The organism is Maribacter algicola, assembly GCF_003933245.1.
Classification (GTDB): Bacteria; Bacteroidota; Bacteroidia; order Flavobacteriales; family Flavobacteriaceae; genus Maribacter; species Maribacter algicola.
Window position 1 is genome coordinate 133362 of the sequence record NZ_QUSX01000004.1, and the last position, 16808, is coordinate 150169.

Annotated in this window: 16 protein-coding genes and 1 other RNA gene; 12 read left to right on the plus strand and 5 right to left on the minus strand. The window is 40.6% G+C overall.

All coding sequences use genetic code 11. The features are described 5' to 3' along the window. Positions 1 to 3: 3 nt before the first annotated feature. From DZC72_RS16805 to DZC72_RS16820, 4 genes are read left to right on the plus strand one after another with little or no spacing between them, the layout of a single operon-like run. Positions 4 to 1164: a 3-dehydroquinate synthase gene (locus DZC72_RS16805; RefSeq protein ID WP_125224086.1), complete on the plus strand. Its 1161-nt coding sequence runs from the start codon at positions 4 to 6 to the stop codon at positions 1162 to 1164. 11 nt (positions 1165 to 1175) lie between these two features. Then, positions 1176 to 2369, plus strand: coding sequence for a metabolite traffic protein EboE (gene eboE, locus DZC72_RS16810; protein WP_125224087.1), 1194 nt, complete (start codon positions 1176 to 1178; stop codon positions 2367 to 2369). A gap of 1 nt (position 2370) precedes the next feature. After that, on the plus strand, positions 2371 to 3744 hold the full coding sequence (locus DZC72_RS16815; protein WP_125224088.1) for an alkaline phosphatase family protein: 1374 nt from the start codon (positions 2371 to 2373) through the stop codon (positions 3742 to 3744). 6 nt (positions 3745 to 3750) lie between these two features. Next, positions 3751 to 4104, plus strand: a complete 354-nt coding sequence (locus DZC72_RS16820; protein ID WP_125224089.1) for a transmembrane 220 family protein — start codon at positions 3751 to 3753, stop codon at positions 4102 to 4104. Here the strand turns inward: DZC72_RS16820 and DZC72_RS16825 are convergent. Then, the gene (locus DZC72_RS16825; protein WP_125224090.1) at positions 4093 to 5931 is read right to left on the minus strand and encodes a DNA polymerase III subunit gamma/tau; all 1839 of its coding nucleotides are present in this window, start codon (positions 5929 to 5931) and stop codon (positions 4093 to 4095) included. The two genes, DZC72_RS16820 and DZC72_RS16825, sit on opposite strands and share 12 nt — an antisense overlap. Before the next feature lie 108 nt (positions 5932 to 6039). Between DZC72_RS16825 and rnpB the strand changes: the two genes are divergently transcribed. Then, an RNA gene (rnpB, locus tag DZC72_RS16830) (RNase P RNA component class A) lies at positions 6040 to 6345 on the plus strand. On the opposite strand, the gene DZC72_RS16835 is transcribed toward rnpB, so the two are convergent. The 4 genes from DZC72_RS16835 to DZC72_RS16850 all read right to left on the minus strand — a co-directional run bounded on the left by DZC72_RS16835 (position 6343) and on the right by DZC72_RS16850 (position 9557). Continuing rightward, positions 6343 to 7458 (minus strand): DUF2914 domain-containing protein, encoded by a 1116-nt coding sequence (locus DZC72_RS16835; protein ID WP_125224091.1) that lies wholly within the window; start codon positions 7456 to 7458, stop codon positions 6343 to 6345. The genes rnpB and DZC72_RS16835 overlap by 3 nt on opposite strands. A gap of 98 nt (positions 7459 to 7556) precedes the next feature. After that, positions 7557 to 8093 (minus strand): RsmD family RNA methyltransferase, encoded by a 537-nt coding sequence (locus DZC72_RS16840; RefSeq protein ID WP_125224092.1) that lies wholly within the window; start codon positions 8091 to 8093, stop codon positions 7557 to 7559. Then, positions 8093 to 8929 carry a DUF3822 family protein gene (locus tag DZC72_RS16845; RefSeq protein ID WP_125224093.1) on the minus strand — a complete coding sequence of 279 codons (837 nt, stop codon included), beginning with the start codon at positions 8927 to 8929 and terminating at the stop codon, positions 8093 to 8095. Before DZC72_RS16845 ends, DZC72_RS16840 begins: the two co-directional genes overlap by 1 nt. Then, a complete protein-coding gene (locus tag DZC72_RS16850; RefSeq protein WP_125224094.1) occupies positions 8907 to 9557 on the minus strand; it encodes a hypothetical protein in 651 nt (216 codons plus the stop codon). Before DZC72_RS16850 ends, DZC72_RS16845 begins: the two co-directional genes overlap by 23 nt. Positions 9558 to 9657: 100 nt before the next feature. On the opposite strand from DZC72_RS16850, the gene DZC72_RS16855 reads away from it, so the two are divergent. The 7 genes from DZC72_RS16855 to DZC72_RS16885 form a co-directional block, all read left to right on the plus strand. After that, on the plus strand, positions 9658 to 11091 hold the full coding sequence (locus tag DZC72_RS16855) for an ATP-dependent DNA helicase (RefSeq protein ID WP_125224095.1): 1434 nt from the start codon (positions 9658 to 9660) through the stop codon (positions 11089 to 11091). Between the two features lie 72 nt (positions 11092 to 11163). Further along, positions 11164 to 11733 carry a DUF4126 domain-containing protein gene (locus DZC72_RS16860; protein WP_125224096.1) on the plus strand — a complete coding sequence of 190 codons (570 nt, stop codon included), beginning with the start codon at positions 11164 to 11166 and terminating at the stop codon, positions 11731 to 11733. A gap of 19 nt (positions 11734 to 11752) precedes the next feature. Beyond that, positions 11753 to 12466 (plus strand): 3-deoxy-manno-octulosonate cytidylyltransferase, encoded by a 714-nt coding sequence (kdsB, locus tag DZC72_RS16865; RefSeq protein WP_207891766.1) that lies wholly within the window; start codon positions 11753 to 11755, stop codon positions 12464 to 12466. Further along, on the plus strand, positions 12457 to 13155 hold the full coding sequence (locus DZC72_RS16870; RefSeq protein ID WP_125224098.1) for an HAD family hydrolase: 699 nt from the start codon (positions 12457 to 12459) through the stop codon (positions 13153 to 13155). Before kdsB ends, DZC72_RS16870 begins: the two co-directional genes overlap by 10 nt. Before the next feature lie 9 nt (positions 13156 to 13164). Next, positions 13165 to 14292, plus strand: a complete 1128-nt coding sequence (locus DZC72_RS16875) for an iron-containing alcohol dehydrogenase family protein (protein ID WP_125224099.1) — start codon at positions 13165 to 13167, stop codon at positions 14290 to 14292. A gap of 20 nt (positions 14293 to 14312) precedes the next feature. Continuing rightward, the gene (locus DZC72_RS16880; RefSeq protein WP_125224100.1) at positions 14313 to 14846 is read left to right on the plus strand and encodes a 1-acyl-sn-glycerol-3-phosphate acyltransferase; all 534 of its coding nucleotides are present in this window, start codon (positions 14313 to 14315) and stop codon (positions 14844 to 14846) included. Between the two features lie 284 nt (positions 14847 to 15130). Further along, a partial coding sequence (locus DZC72_RS16885; RefSeq protein WP_133306768.1) for a DUF11 domain-containing protein occupies positions 15131 to 16808 on the plus strand: 1678 nt, incomplete at its 3' end.

Genomic DNA, 16808 nt, shown 5'->3' on the forward strand with positions numbered 1-16808 from the left:
GCTATGGAATTAAAACCTATCAAACAGTCGTTTTCGGTTCAATATGAGTACCAACTCCACTTTACAAAGGATTTGTTTCATGTTGATAACCAGCTGTTCGTCAATATTATGAAAGGGTACAAGGACTACGAGGCTGTAAAGTTGTTTTTTGTCGTAGATAAAGGCGTGGCGGACAACCACCCAGATCTGTTGAACAAGATTTCCTCCTATTGCAGTTTGTATTCCGGAAATTTGACCTGCACCAATACTTTGGTAATCGACGGAGGCGAACAGTCCAAAAATCATGCTGAATATATTGACCTTGTGCTGAAAGGGATTAATGAAAATGCTATTTGCAGGCACTCTTTTGTGGTGGTGATTGGAGGGGGTGCGGTAATCGATATGGTAGGCTATGCTGCGGCCATTGCACATAGGGGCGTAAAATTGATTCGGATTCCAACCACGGTGCTCTCTCAGAACGATTCCGCCGTAGGCGTAAAGAACAGTGTGAACATCTTTAAGAAGAAAAATTTTCTGGGGACATTCGCCCCGCCGTATGCCATCATAAACGATACTGATTTCTTGGCCACCTTGGAGCAGCGGGATTGGATAGCTGGAATCGCCGAGGCCATAAAAGTTGCCTTAATCAAGGACGGGGAATTCTTCGGATACATTGCCAAGCATGCCATAGCCCTTAAAGAAAGGCAATTGGAACCTATGCAATATGTAATTTATAAATGTGCCGAAATGCACATGCAACATATTTCGCAAGGAGGGGATCCTTTTGAGTCTGGTTCGTCTAGGCCCCTGGATTTTGGTCACTGGGCGGCCCACAAATTGGAGTTTATGACCAGCTATGAGTTAAGACATGGCGAGGCCGTGGCCAAGGGAATTGCATTGGACGTTACCTATGCACAGTTAATCGGGTTGATTTCAGAGGAAGAATTGAGGATTATCCTTGATGTAATGAAGGAAATTGGTTTCGATTTATCCTTGCCTCTGCATTCCGAAAAGGAAGTGGACCAGCTTTTGGCCGGTATCGAGGAGTTTAGGGAACATTTGGGTGGTAGATTGACCATCACATTAATTTCCGGGTTGGGAAAGAAGCATGATGTCCATGAAATTGACAGGTCAATAATGAAACGGTCCATTGAGCAGCTAAATCATCAGATGGCCCTTAAATAGCGAATCCCCTTATGTTTATAAAAAACAAATACCACCTTTCTTATTGTACGAACATACATCCCGGGCAGGATTGGGAAAGTACCTTCTCCAGTATTAAGGAACATGTTCCAGGTATTAAGAAGTCGGTTTCACCGGATAGCCCCTTTGGTCTCGGTTTACGACTTTCAAACAAGGCGAGTGAGGAACTCGCTTTGGGAAACAATATGACGGAATTCAAGAATTGGTTGCAGGAGGAGAATGTGTATATTTTCACCATGAACGGGTTTCCTTATGGGAATTTTCATAATGAACGGGTAAAGGACGATGTCCACACTCCGGATTGGACTACTAAGGAACGTTTGATGTATACCCAACGATTGTTTGATCAATTGGCAGTATTGCTTCCAAAAGGGATCAATGGCGGAATTTCCACATCACCCATTAGTTATAAACATTGGTTTGCTTCGGAAATGGAAAAAGATACCGCCTTTAAAAAAGGTGCTATGCACATGGCCCAAATCGCTAAGCAACTTTTTGAACTGGAACAAGAGACAGGAACCTATCTCCATTTGGACATTGAGCCGGAGCCTGATGGATTTTTGGAAAATACGGAGGAAGTCCTTTCATTTTATTCGGACTATCTAATTCCCATCGCCCAACAGGAATTATCCCGAAAGTTGGATAGGGATGCTTACCAATTGGAGGAATTGGTAAAACGATATATTACCATATGTTATGACATTTGCCATTTTTCCCTGGCGTATGAGCACCCCACTGAAACCTTTGCAAAGTTTAAGGAAGCGGGTATCCAAGTTGGGAAAATTCAGGTGAGTGCCGCCCTAAAGATTCTATTCAAAGGTAAGAATCGGGAGGAAGTATGGAATTTATTGGAAAAATTCAATGAGCCAGTTTACTTACATCAGGTAACAGAGAAAATAGGAGAGAGGGTAAAAACCTATAACGATCTTCCAATCGTATTGGAAGCAAAAAATGAGGTGGACGAACTACGTGCCCACTATCATGTTCCTATCTTTTTGGAGCGATTTGGGGCGTTGGACTCTACCCAAGATCAAATTTTGGATACTTTGGATTATTTAAAAAAGGATTCGTTGACGGAGCATTTGGAAATAGAAACCTATACGTGGGATGTATTACCGGAAGGGTTAAAGGAGGATTTATTGCATTCCATCGTCCGTGAAATAGAATGGTTAAAAGCGCACTTATAACATGCAAAAGACAGTTGTCATCAATGTTGTTGGATTGACCAAACGCCTTATAGGTGAGCATACACCCTTCATAAAATCGTTTTTGGAAAATGGTGGACATACATTTATAAAACCCATGTTACCTGCCGTAACCTGTTCGGTTCAGTCTACATACCTTACTGGAAAATGGCCTTCGGAACATGGAATCGTGGGAAACGGTTGGTATTTTAAGGACGAGTTGGAAGTCAAATTTTGGCGACAATCCAATAGGTTGGTGCAACAACCCAAAATTTGGGATGTGTTAAAGGAAAAGGATGCTTCCTTTACGTGTGCCAATCATTTTTGGTGGTACAATATGTATTCCTATGTGGATTATAGCATCACGCCAAGACCCAATTATTTGGCGGATGGACGCAAAATTCCCGATATTTATTCCTATCCCGCGAAGTTACGGGATGAGCTTCAAGGTAGCTTGGGTACATTTCCATTATTCGAGTTTTGGGGCCCTCGTACCACTATAAATTCATCTAAATGGATTGCCAATGGGGCGATTAAAACAGATGAAAAATACGACCCCACCTTGACCCTTATCTATCTTCCGCATTTGGACTATAACTTGCAGCGTCACGGACTGGATTTCAGTAAAATTTCAAAGGATTTAAATGAAATCGATGGGGTGGTCAAACAATTGGTAGATTATTACGAAAAACAGGGAGCCCATATTATTTTATTGTCGGAATACGGAATTACCAATGTTAAGAATCCGATTCACCTAAACCGAGTTTTGAGGCGCGAAGGCCTTGTAAATGTGAGAATAGAAAGAGGCTTGGAACTATTGGATGCCGGAGCTAGTGAAGCCTTTGCAGTGGCGGACCATCAAGTCGCCCATATTTATGTGAAAGATAAAAACAAGTTGGGGGACGTCAGAAGCTTGATTGCCAAGGTTCCCGGTGTTGAAAGGGTACTTTCAAATGGCGAAATAGCTGCCGAGCATCTAAATCATGAAAGATGTGGTGATTTGGTTGCCGTTGCGGACGCGGACTCTTGGTTTACCTATTATTTTTGGTTGGATGATGCTGTAGCACCTGATTATGCCAGAATGGTGGATATCCACAAAAAACCCGGGTATGATCCTGTAGAAATGTTGACCGATCCCAAGGACAAACTGGTCATGGCCAAGGTAGCTTGGAAATTACTCAAAAAGAAACTGGGCTTTAGAACCGTTTTGGATATTATTCCCTTGGACGCTTCATTGATCAAGGGCTCCCATGGAAGAATTACTGACGATAGTGAGGATTATCCAATTTTTATAACAAATCAGGCAACTAAGATCAATACCAAAGAGGTGGTGGCAACGGAGGTCTGTGATTTAATTAAAAACCATGTTTTAAGCTGATTTATAATGAATTTATTTTTTAAGACAATCGGATATGTGTTTGCGATGCTTTTTGCGGTAGGGGCCATTGTTCAATTTAATGATCCGGATTCTTTCTTATGGATTTTGATTTATGCGGTAGCGGCCATAATATCCGTAATTTTTTCCTTGAATAAATTAAGGGCCGTTGTGCCTTTAGTTCTTTGTACCGCTTGCTTTATTGGTTTTATGTATTTGTATCCGACCGACTTTCAGGGTTTTGGACTCGAAGATGGTCCTATAGAAACGGTTGAATTGGGCCGTGAAGCCTTTGGACTCTTGATTATCGCACTTGTAATGTTCTTCTATACTATTAGGCTACGAAGAAAATTAAAGGTCTAAATCAAATTCCTTTCGCAACAAATCAATGGCCGGGTTCTTTTCCCGCAACTTTTCATATTTCTCCTCTGGGGTAAAGGCAAATTTTTTGGCACTGGATTCATTCACCTTTATAATTAATTGAATGAAATGATTGTTTAGCTTGCTCCTTAGGTATCTCATAAGCTCAAAACTCTCGCGCTCTATTTCTTTTTTCATCGTACTATTGGGGAGCTCAATATGAATACTGTAGTCTTTACCGAGCTTGGGACTATCCGTGTTTAGATTGGATGCCAATATTTTTTGTCCTTTTTTGTCTATTTGTTCTACAAAATCGGACCAATGTTTTTGTAGATCAACCTCGGAAAAATCATCTTTTGGTAAATCTTCCTCATCAATGATGACCTCAATTTTGTTGAGTTCATGTTCCCTCTTTGCCTTTAAACTTGAAAGTGATAGACCTGAAACCCGTTTTTTGGGAGCTGTTATTTCTATCGTAGGCGCTTGCCGTTCTTGGACAATTTGTACTTCTTTGGTTTCGTCCTTCTTTTGATCTTCCTCTTTTAGGGATGGCCTTGATGTTGGCAGATTTTCCGCTACTTCCGTTTTCTTCTCCGATTGGGTGGCTGGCTCATCCATCTTTTTCGTATCGGGAACAGAATCTACATTCTTGGAAACAACCTCTTGTACTTTTTCCTTTGCATTTCTTAGAATGTTCTTGTAAAACTCGGCCGGGGCTATGAAATCAATAGTTTTGTTGTGGAGGGCTAGTGATTCAGGATTTTTTTTTTCTCCATCAAAGTCGATGGAGGCCAATTTCATTAAAGTAAGTTCTACTAGGAGTCGCTGATTTTTGCTTGACTTGTATTTCAAGTCGCAGTCATTTGCAATATCCAGTCCCTTTAAAAGAAACCCAGGGGAGGTTTTTTTGGATTGTTCCCTATATTTCTCCTGTGCATTCTCGCCAACTTCCAAAAGTGAAATGGTATCCTTATGTTGACAGACCATTAAATCCCTAAAGTGGGAGGCAAGCCCTGCTATAAAGTGGTGACCGTCAAAGCCTAGGGAAAGTGTTTTATTAAACAGAATCAGCAATCTGGGAATATCATGGTTCATGATTAGGTCCGTCGCCTCAAAATAGGTGTCATAATCCAGCACATTGAGATTTTCTGTTACCGCCTTTCTTGTCAATTCCTTTCCCGAAAAACTAACGACCCTATCAAAAATCGAAAGGGCGTCCCGCATGGCTCCATCAGCCTTTTGTGCAATGATATGTAGGGCGTCATCCTCTGCGTCGATACCTTGATTTTCGGCGATATATTTTAAGTACTCCGCTGCGTCGTTTACGGTAATTCTCTTAAAGTCAAATATTTGGCACCTGGATAGAATCGTAGGTATGATTTTATGCTTTTCAGTGGTTGCCAATATAAATATGGCATGTTTTGGAGGTTCCTCCAAGGTTTTCAAAAAGGCATTAAATGCGGATTGGGAAAGCATATGGACCTCGTCGATGATATATACCTTATATTTCCCCGCTTGAGGGGGAATACGTACCTGATCGATCAGGTTTCTTATATCGTCCACCGAGTTGTTGGAGGCCGCATCCAATTCAAAAATATTGAAGGCAAAATCCTCATCTTCACGTTCGCTGCCATCAGAGTTTATCTGTTTGGCCAAAATACGGGCGCACGTCGTTTTTCCAACCCCCCTTGGTCCACAGAAGAGAAGCGCCTGTGCCAAATGATTATTGTCTATGGCATTTTGTAACGTATTGGTAATGGCCTGCTGCCCCACGACATCCTTGAAGGTCTGAGGTCTGTACTTACGGGCAGAAACAATAAACGGTTCCAAATGATAGGTAGCTTTCTGTAGTTACAAATATAAAAATAGCGGTTAATTTGGTAGGGGATTTACATCGTAGATCATCTTTAGTTATCAACAATTGGAGTACATTTGCGCCAAGCAGGCCACCTTATCGCCGCCAATGTATATTGGGGGAGGAAAGTCCGGACACCATAGTGCGGTATAGCGGGTAACGCCCGTCCGCCGAAAGGCGAGGACAAGTGCAACAGAAAGCAAGTACAGTTAGGCTGTAGTGAAATCAGGTAAACTCTATACGGTGAAACGTCATGTAAATCGGTGTTTGAGGGCTGCACGCCCGAGCCGAAGGGTAGACGGTTGGAACCTTGGGGCAACCTTTGGTCTAGATAAATGATAAGGCTTCGTTCAACGAAAACAGAATCCGGCTTACGGCCTGCTTTTTTAAAATTTACGTTCTACCAATTGTATAGGTTCAAGACTTTCATCGATGGATATTTCAAAATCGATTACACCCAAGACCAATTCCTCATTGGTTATGACCTCCACCTTCCATTCACCTGCCCAAATATTACTTTTATACGTATACCCCCTATAACCTTCATCCCTTCCACCTATTATCTCGTACCCTATATCCTCTATAAGTTCCCACTCGGAAGTTTTTTCGTTGAACCATTTCCACCTATGAATAATGGATTGCTCCAAATTGGTAGGTGCAAAAATTGAGGAATAGATGTAAACGTTTTCGTTCGGATTAAATACAAATTTGAGTCTATGATTTCGCCAAAATATAAATGAGTCGTTTTTTTCATAAGTTACTGTGTAGTCGTTCCCGGTCTTTTCAACATAATGGGCCACGATACCCTGGTCCAGTGCCAAAGGAACGGGCGGAATTAACCTAAAATAGTAGAATACATTAATGACGGCATAAATACTTAGGATAATTGAGAGAAGCCTTCCCAGCCGAATTTCACTTCGGGTGCTTGGACTTAAAAAGTAAATTAGGATTATCAAGGTCAAAGTACACAAGAGACTGATACCTCCAGAAATATAAAATAATTTTGGACTCATTTTAGATATCGCCACAGGAATCATGAAGGTGAAGAACGTGAAGTTTAGGAAAAAATAAACGCTAAACTGAAGATACTTGTTGGAAATCCTTTGCTTGAGAAATTCATTGGCAACCAAGAGGGCGACAAGAATTAAAAAAAACGATACTGTTTTTGATAAGGATACACTCCTGGAAAAATAAATAACATAGGCACTGGACAGGGCCCCAAAGAAGAATTGGATGGCTAAAGGGAAGTATTCCTCAAAACGTTCTAAAAAGGTGTTTTTCCATTTACCATCGTCCACTACATTATAGAGATATAGGACAAAACTTAAATTGGTCATGTGGAGACATAGCATTACCAAATCATAGGTTCTGTCTATCCGGCCCAGGGTGAGCATGTCAAAAATGAAACCTCCAATAAAGAATAAGATCGGGACATACTTTTCATGTCTACGAACATAACTTCGAAAGGAACTATTCCTAAACTGGACCAACATTCTTCTCATGAGAGGATTTTGAATTTTAAAAATAATGGAATCACCGCTTCTTTTAAACCTCTAAAAGTCCATTTTTTTAACTATCTACGTCTAGGGTTGTTCAAATCCTAGGTTTTGAAAAAACTGAAAACACTGTTTCCGTATTTTCTGGAACTATCAAAATGTGGGAGGGACTCTAAACGGGTCTGTTTGGAATGTTCAATTACAAGTATGCCATCTTCCAAAAGCAAATCGTTTTCAAAGACTAACGATGGCAATTTTCTAAATTCTTCCAGTTCCATATCATAAAATGGGTCGGCAAAAATAATATCGAATTTCTCAGTATTACTGCTCAGGAAGGAGAATACATCGCTTTTTTGGGTTCTTATAGTCAATTCCAATTCGTCTGATACCTTTGTAATATAATTGACACAGCCTGAGTGCATATCTACGGCCAGGATATCCTCCACGCCTCGCGAAGCAAATTCAAAACTGATATTTCCCGTTCCTGCAAAAAGATCCAGAACTTTAAGGTCTGGAAAATAGTAGCGGTTATTGAGAATATTAAAAAGTCCCTCTTTGGCCATATCCTTTGTTGGCCTTACCGGTAGATTTTTTGGTGCCAGCAACTGTCTGCCTTTATGTTTGCCTGAAATAATCCGCATTATAGAGTGCTTAGAACTGTAAAATCAATAGTTGAGGTGTCTGGTAAACCTAGATCTAAATGACTGGGGGCGGTTGGCACAAATATGGCGAGGTCCTTGATGTAGGAATAGCAAATTTGAAATGTATCATCGTCTTCTTCTATATTTCCAAAAAATTTGACGGGGGTGGATTCCGTATCCAATTCCAATTGTTCTAAGACAAACAGGAGATAATAGGCAAAATCCTCCTTGGTCTCGTATAGAAAACTATTATAAAACAAAAGACTTTTTTGTTTTAGAACGATAACATCCATCTGTTTTTTACCCACATGTACAAAGCAAACGGCTTCTTTTTGATTACTATGGTGGTCCAACAAGGACTGGATAAGCACAGTACCATTATGCACAAAAGTAAATTCACCATAAAGGTCGTAAATATGGTTGTTTACGTTCATATACGGGACATAAATGTTTACTATATCCAAGTTTTCCAACTCATCAAAGGCTAATGCATCCGTTGCAAGTATTTTTGTATTGAATTTTAGATAATCTAAAAGAAAATCTTCCTTAAAAAGTGGCTTGGGAACTAGTGTAAAAAGGTTGTTTGTATGTACAACGACTACTTCATCGAATTTTTTATCGGTCAGTCCATTTTTGTCCAAAAGGGTTTTTACTTCTTCCAGTAGTTCTATCGGATTCAATTCATGAGAGAACCATTTGTTATCTGACAGCAGTACCCTATGCGAAACAATATCCGCAATACAAAAAGAAAGTCCATTCAGGCTAACCTGAATGGACAATTTCTTAAAGTTTTTATCTGCTATGTCTATATTCTTATTGATCGCCCTTTTTATCATAGATGGGAGGCCAGTTTCCACTGGTACTAACTTCGGTCAACGAACCAACCTTAATTTCGGAACCATTAACCTCCTCTACACTCATAAGAGAATTCTCCTTGGCCAATAAATCCTTTGGTTGGTCATACAAAACAACGCTTTTTGCAACCTTCACTTCATAAACGGGTGCCCTGTACCCACTTTTCTCTATGATATCCGCCTTCATGGTAAACTTTTCACCATTGGGTGCTGTAGGTACTGTTGCCAAATCTTTATATCTGGTATCGCTTTTGAATAAAGAATCCTTAACGGAAACAAAATCAAGGGTATCTACGATAACCGTGTCCTGTTGTAAATCAATTTGATAGGTTTTGTCATACCTCATGAAAGAAGAATCCCTTTGCTGCGTAATAACATAGTTCCCTGTATCGATAAACTGAATCAAGCTAGGGAAGTCATTGGCATATTTGCCGTTGGCACTTTTATAGGCTTCTTGGGAATTCCTGATATCCTTTAGTTTTGCGATAACTTTGCCAAAACGTTCAACTTTTACTTCGTTGAACTCGATTGGTCCGGTTACCGATTTGTAAATCAAGTAGCCCAAACCGATACATGCAATCCAAAGTACTATCTGTATTATGGTCTTCATTTCTCTAGTGTTAATTTAATTTAGTGGTTGTCACAAATCTACAATTTTTTTTTAATCGCAAAAGTTTTTACCCTAAAAATCCTGTTATATTTGGGGTTCCATGAAGTTACAGACACCTGCTATTTTTTTTAAAGAGTTGGAAACCAAGTTTCCACATAACCCTACCCTAAAACAACAGATTGCCCTTGAAAAATTATCCCACTTTATACTTTCCAAAAATAAGGACGAAGTTTTTGTTCTTAAGGGCTTTGCGGGTACCGGTAAGACCACACTGGTAGGTACTTTGGTGAACAGCTTGTGGAAAACGGGTATGAAATCGGTCTTAATGGCCCCAACAGGCAGGGCTGCGAAGGTCATGTCCAACTATTCAAAAACACAGGCGTTTACCATTCATAGGAAGATATACTTTCCCAAAAAGCAAAGTGGTGGCGGTGTTCAATTTGTGATGGCTCCCAATAAGCATAGGGATACCATTTTTATTGTGGATGAAGCCTCCATGATACCCGATACCCCAGCGGATTCCAAATTGTTCGAAAACGGTTCATTGTTGGACGACTTGCTCATGTTCGTATACTCTGGCCATAATTGTAAATTACTTTTAATTGGGGATACCGCCCAGTTACCTCCTGTTCATTTGGAACTTAGCCCCGCTTTGGATGAGGATAAGTTGGCTCATACATATAACAAGGAAGTAATCCGATTGGAGCTCGATGAGGTGGTCCGTCAAGCGGAGGATTCTGGAATTTTGGTAAATGCCACCATGCTTAGGGAGCAATTGAACGGAAGCTATTTCGATACGTTTAAGTTTGATGTAGGTCCGTTTTCCGATATCGTACGATTGATAGACGGTCACGATATTCAAGAAGCGATCGATGAATCGTACTCCAAAAACGGAAAAGAGGAGACGGCGATCATCGTACGTTCCAATAAAAGGGCTAATCTTTATAACTTGAACATACGGGAACGTATCCTGTTCTTGGAGCATGAATTGGCACCTGGTGATTTTATGATGGTGGTCAAAAACAATTATTTCTGGCTGAAACCTACTTCCGAAGCGGGATTTATAGCCAATGGCGATATCATTGAGGTTCTTGAAATCTATGCCTTTAAGGACTTATATGGATTCAAATTTGCCGAAGTCAAGGTTCAAATGGTAGACTACCCCAATATGAAACCTTTTGAGACCGTATTGCTTTTGGATACCATTAAGGCCGAATCCCCATCCCTTTCCTATGAGGATGGCAATAGGTTGTACCAAGAAGTAATGAAGGATTATGCCCAGGAGAAATCAAAGTATAAAAAGTTTCTTGGCGTTAAGAACAACAAATATTTTAACGGCCTTCAGGTAAAATTCTCATATGCAATTACATGCCATAAATCCCAAGGAGGGCAGTGGAACACTGTATTTGTAGAGCAGCCTTATTTGCCCAACGGTCCGGACAAGGAGTACTTGAGGTGGCTATACACTGCAGTGACTAGAGCCAAGGAAAAACTCTACCTAATCGGCTTTAAAAGTGATTTTTTTCTTGAATAGGAAACCGTTACATTAGTGTTGGAATAAAATAGAACGAAGTTTTTTTAAAGTCAGGTTTAAGAAAGGAACAATATGACATCAGAAACCATCATAAGTATTTTTCTCGGTATTGGGCTGGCCGCTTCTGTAGGTTTTAGGGTGTTTTTGCCATTGTTCGCCTTAAGTTTGGCCGCTTATTTTAATGTGTGGGAGTTGAACGATAACTGGCAATGGATAGGTAGTTTGGCGGCCTTGATTGCTTTGGGAGTAGCCACCTTGGTGGAGATATTTGCCTATTTTATTCCTTGGGTGGATAACTTGCTGGATAGCTTTGCCGTACCCTTGGCTGCCATCGCCGGAACGGCAGTAATGGTCTCCACGGTGGCCGATTTGGATCCTGTGGTAACGTGGTCGTTGGCCATAATTGCCGGCGGGGGAACCGCAACGGCTATTAAAGGAGCGGGCGCCACTGGCCGATTGGCATCCTCGACTACCACGGGAGGCCTGGCCAACCCTATACTGGCCACCGTAGAAACGGGAACGGCAACGGTTGTAAGTATAGCGTCCATATTCGCACCTATTTTGGCGGCGGTGTTGGTGATTATAATTTTAATCATCATTTTTAGGATTTATAGAAGTTTAAGGCCTAAGGCAAAAACATAAGAAAGTGAAGATAATCGCAATGATTCCAGCGCGCTACGCTGCCTCTAGATTTCCAGCTAAACTGATGCAGGATCTATCGGGTAAACCTGTTATAGTAAGGACCTATCAAGCAGCAGTGAACACAGGACTCTTTGACAAGGTATATGTGGTTACAGATAGCGACATCATATACGATACAATTTTGGGAGAAGGAGGGAATGTACTTATGAGCCAAAAGGAGCATGAATGTGGAAGTGACAGAATTGCCGAGGCGGTTATGGACATGGATGTGGATATCATTGTGAATGTACAGGGTGATGAACCCTTTACGGATAGGGAGAGCCTATCTGGAGTCATAGAGGTATTCAAGCAGGACCGGGATAATGAAATCGATTTGGCATCCTTAATGGTCAGGATAACAGATGATGATGAAATCAAAAATCCCAATACGGTAAAAGTGATCGTAGACAATCGAAATTTTGCCCTTTATTTTTCTAGGTCGCCCATACCTTATCCAAGGGCCAAAGGAGATTACACACGTTATTTTAAGCATAAAGGAATCTACGCTTTTCGAAAAAGAGCCTTGATGGATTTTCAACGATTGCCCATGCTTCAATTGGAAGCAACCGAGAAAATAGAGGCGATACGCTATTTGGAATACGGAAAAAAAATTAAAATGGTAGAGACTACCGTAACCGGTATTGAAATAGATACCCCTGAGGATTTGGAAAGGGCCAAGGCAGCATGGAAATAAATTTTAAGGACATACAGGTAATAGGCTTTGATGCGGACGATACCCTTTGGGTGAACGAAACTTATTTCCGGGAGGCTGAGGAAGCATTCGCGGAACTCTTGGAAAAGTACGAGACCAAGAATAAAATAGACCAAGAGCTATTTAGGATGGAGATCAAGAATTTAAATCTGTATGGTTACGGAATAAAGGGCTTCATGTTGTCCATGATTGAGTCGGCCTTGGAATTATCTAATAATGAGGTATCGCAAGAGACCCTCTCTAAAATCCTTGATCTTGGTAAAAACATGATTTCCCATCCTGTCGAGATATTGGATGGGGTAGTAGAAGTACTGGAAAAACTACAGGGTAGATATAGATTGATCGTTTTGACCAAAGGGGATCTTCTGGATCAGGAAAGAAAACTGGAAAGGTCCAACCTTTCGGAATATTTTCATCACGTGGAGGTTTTAAGTGATAAGAAGGAGAAAAACTACCAGGATTTGTTGGACCATTTGGAAATCGATGTAAAAAACTTTCTAATGATTGGTAACTCCCTAAAATCCGATGTCCTACCGCTTGTGAATATAGGGGCCAAGGCGGTTCATGTACCCTTTCATACCACATGGGTACATGAAAAAATTGACGAGCCGAAAGAAAAAAAAGGCTATATAACCGTATCTAAACTTACCGATGTATTGAATTACCTTTAAATTGAACGGATGGAGACAAGCAAGGAAATGCAAATGAATAATATACCTACAAAGGCATCCCAAAAGTTTAGAAATTTTCCTATGGTTCCAAGGGTCGTGTTCGGCAACGGAAGTTTTGACCAATTGGGTGACATTCTCTTGACGAAGCGTAAAAGTTCAGATGCGCCCTTTATTTTTTTAGTGGATGATGTCTTTGAAAATTCAAATTTACATTCCCGAATTCCCCGGATTTTTTCGGACCAAATTATTTTCATTTCTGCCGATGAAGAACCCAAGACCCAGCAAGTAGATGCCTTGGTGAGGAAAATCAAGGAATCCTATTTGGAAATGCCATCGGGCATTGTAGGTATTGGGGGAGGGACACTTTTGGATCTTGCCAAGGCCGTGGCCATATTGTTGAACAATACCGGAAGCGCGGCCGATTATCAAGGTTGGGATTTGGTTCATAGGGAATCGGTCTACCACGTGGGAATCCCCACCATCAGTGGAACGGGAGCGGAGGTGTCCCGTACTACAGTGCTCTTGGGACCGGAGAGAAAGCTGGGTATCAATTCTGATTATACCACTTTTGATCAAGTAATATTGGACCCTGAACTTACCAAAGGAGTACCTAAAGAACAATGGTTCTATACGGGGATGGATTGTTTTATCCATTGTATAGAAAGTTTGAACGGGACCTATTTGAACGCCTTTAGCCAAAGTTACGGCGAAAAGGCATTGGACCTTTGTAAAGAAGTTTTTCTGGATGATTTACCTGACAAAGAATCCCGAAATAAACTGATGATGGCGTCTTGGCACGGAGGCATGAGTATTGCCTATTCCCAGGTTGGGGTTGCACATGCCATGAGTTACGGGTTGGGATATCAACTTGGTATTAAACATGGTTTAGGAAATTGTTTGGTATTTCAACATTTAGGGGAGTTTTATCCAGAAGGGGTAGTGATTTTCGACCAAATGAGAAATAAGCATAAAATCCAGCTTCCGAAAGGAATTTGTGCGACTCTAAATGATAATGACTTCGAAACGATGATATCCATCGCCATGGGGATGGAACCCTTATGGGAAAATGCCCTTGGGCCAAATTGGAAATCGGTCATAACACCGGCCAAATTAAGATCCATCTATAGAAAAATATAGGTAATACTACTTTAATCTAAATGCAGGCACTTTCACGTTTTATCTACTTTAAGCTTTTAGGTTGGAAAATGACAGGTACATTTCCATCCCATTTGGAGAAGTTCGTAATCATCGTCGTGCCCCATACCAGTTGGTGGGATTTTCTCCTGGGACTTTTGGTCCGAAAAGTATTGAATGAGGAAATTAATTTCATTGGGAAGAAAAGCCTTTTTGATTCACCCTTTGGCTGGTTTTTCCGTTGGACGGGCGGTGCTCCCATAGACCGAAGCAAAAGTAATGACACCGTAAGTGCCATTGTGAAGATTTTTGAAAGTAGGGAGCGGTTCAGGTTGGCATTATCACCTGAGGGTACTCGTAAAAAAGTGGAAAAATGGAAAACGGGCTTTTACCATATTGCAAAGCAGGCGCAGGTTCCCATTGTTTTGGTCGCTTTTGATTATGGTAATAAAGAGGTGAAATTTTCCGAACCTCAAATACCAACTCAAAATCAAGCGGCAGACCTAGAAAAGTATAGCTCTTTTTTTAGAGGTGTACAGGGTAAAGTTATAAGATAATGGTAGCAATTTTAGATTGTTAGGAGTCACTTGAAATGACCTTTGACTAATTTTTTCTGTAATACTTTTTACTTTTCAAATGTGACTTTGATCGGTAAAATGTGCAGTTCATCGATTTTTTAAACAATATTTAACAAAGTTTTGTTTCAAAAATAACTTCTAAGTAGTTTAGAGCTACATTCCCCCGTACAGTTTTATTTTTTATCACAGATTAAGGCCCCACATCTTAATTTTTGATGCTTCTTATTTGTATGCCATGGTGTCAAACTTAAAAACACTTTACCATGCAACAAATTACTTTTTCGTTTCTTCGAAGGAAGCTATTTATTTTAGTTACAATAGCGTTTTCAACCTTTACCTTAGGCTCGATTACTTCTTTTACTAGTATTGAACACGAGGATGTCCAAAACTTATATTATGAAATCAGCAAACCTTTAGCTGGTGGGGCTTATTCTTTAAACTTTTCTGCGGCAGACCCTTCAATTTATATTCCTCCAATACCTTATCCAACAAGTTTAAGTGCTCCACTTGGAAGAGGTAATGGTGATCCTTTAATACCCTTAGCTGAATTTAACAATGGTAGCGTTGACGTTAAGGTTGAAAGTTTGGCGCCAGAAGATATGGCACTTGGTCAAATAGTTCCTTTCGAATTAATGATTGATGTAAATGGAGATACAACGCCAGAGAACGGTGAAATTACTTTTTTGATCGGTTGGAATACGTTAACTACCAATGGCGGTGATTTTGGTTATGATGCCAGACCTGGGGACATAGGATATGGGGTTATTGGTGCTTTTATTGATACTGGCGATGGTGATTATGTTGATTCGGGTAATAATGCAACTGTTAGTAGTTTTAGTTGGCAGTTAGTAAACGATGAAATAGTTGGTGTATTTACAGTAGGGGGGTTGGATGATGGAGATATGGTGGTAATGGAAGCTTGGCTTGTCCTTGATGACACCATACCTGCTGGTATTGGAGGTAATGTTCAATCCAGACTTATTGATGCCGTAACTGGTGGAAATCAGGATTATACAGTTGCCAATAGTGGCTCAATATCCTTAAATAATGGTGATGCGATATCAACTGGGAATCAAACAGTACCCTTATTAAAACCTAGTGATTTTTTTTCTGCTGATGTTGATTTAGCCGTTACAAAAATAGACTTGACAGATCCTGTACTTTTAGGGGAGGAATTTAGTTATCAAATAGTAGTTTCTAATAATGGACTTTCCGTGGCAAACTCCATTGTATTAACAGATGAACTAAATCCCAACCTCCAGTTTATTTCATCGGTTGAATCAAACCCCAATTTGGTTTGTTCCCATGATGGTTCATCTTCTGGGGGACTTTTAACATGTAATATTGGAGCACTTGCTCCAGGAGAAAGTGTGACCCTAACCTTGAATGTTAAAGTGCTTGGTTCAGCACCTACATTAGGTGGCCCATTAGTTGAATGCGGACAAGGAGCAGATTTGGAAAACACGGTAATGGTTTCAACTATTTCCAATGATACTGATTTGTCAAATAATACTGATTGCGAACCAACAGATGTTGAAGACCCGTTCATTTGTCCAACTTTATCAAATGAAACTACTGATTTTTCAACCTGTGAAGATAACCAAGGTCAGACTTTAATGGTTCAAGCGGACATTCCTGACATTGATATTAAGTTTTTTATCTTTTCTACTCAGCAAGGGGACCCATATGTGGGTGGAGGAACTCAATTGGGAACTGCGGTTACACCCAGTGGAGGTACGGCAACTTCTTCAACGGGGATTAGTGGCCTTACCCCTGGCACTTATTATGCGTATGCTATATTGGATACCAACGACCCAGATTTAACGGATCCAAATTGTAGGCCTTTTGTTGAGATAGAGATAAATATAACAGCTAAGCCCGATGTTGCGACCACGACGGTGGTACAGCCTACGTGCGAGGTCCCCACGGGAACGATAACAG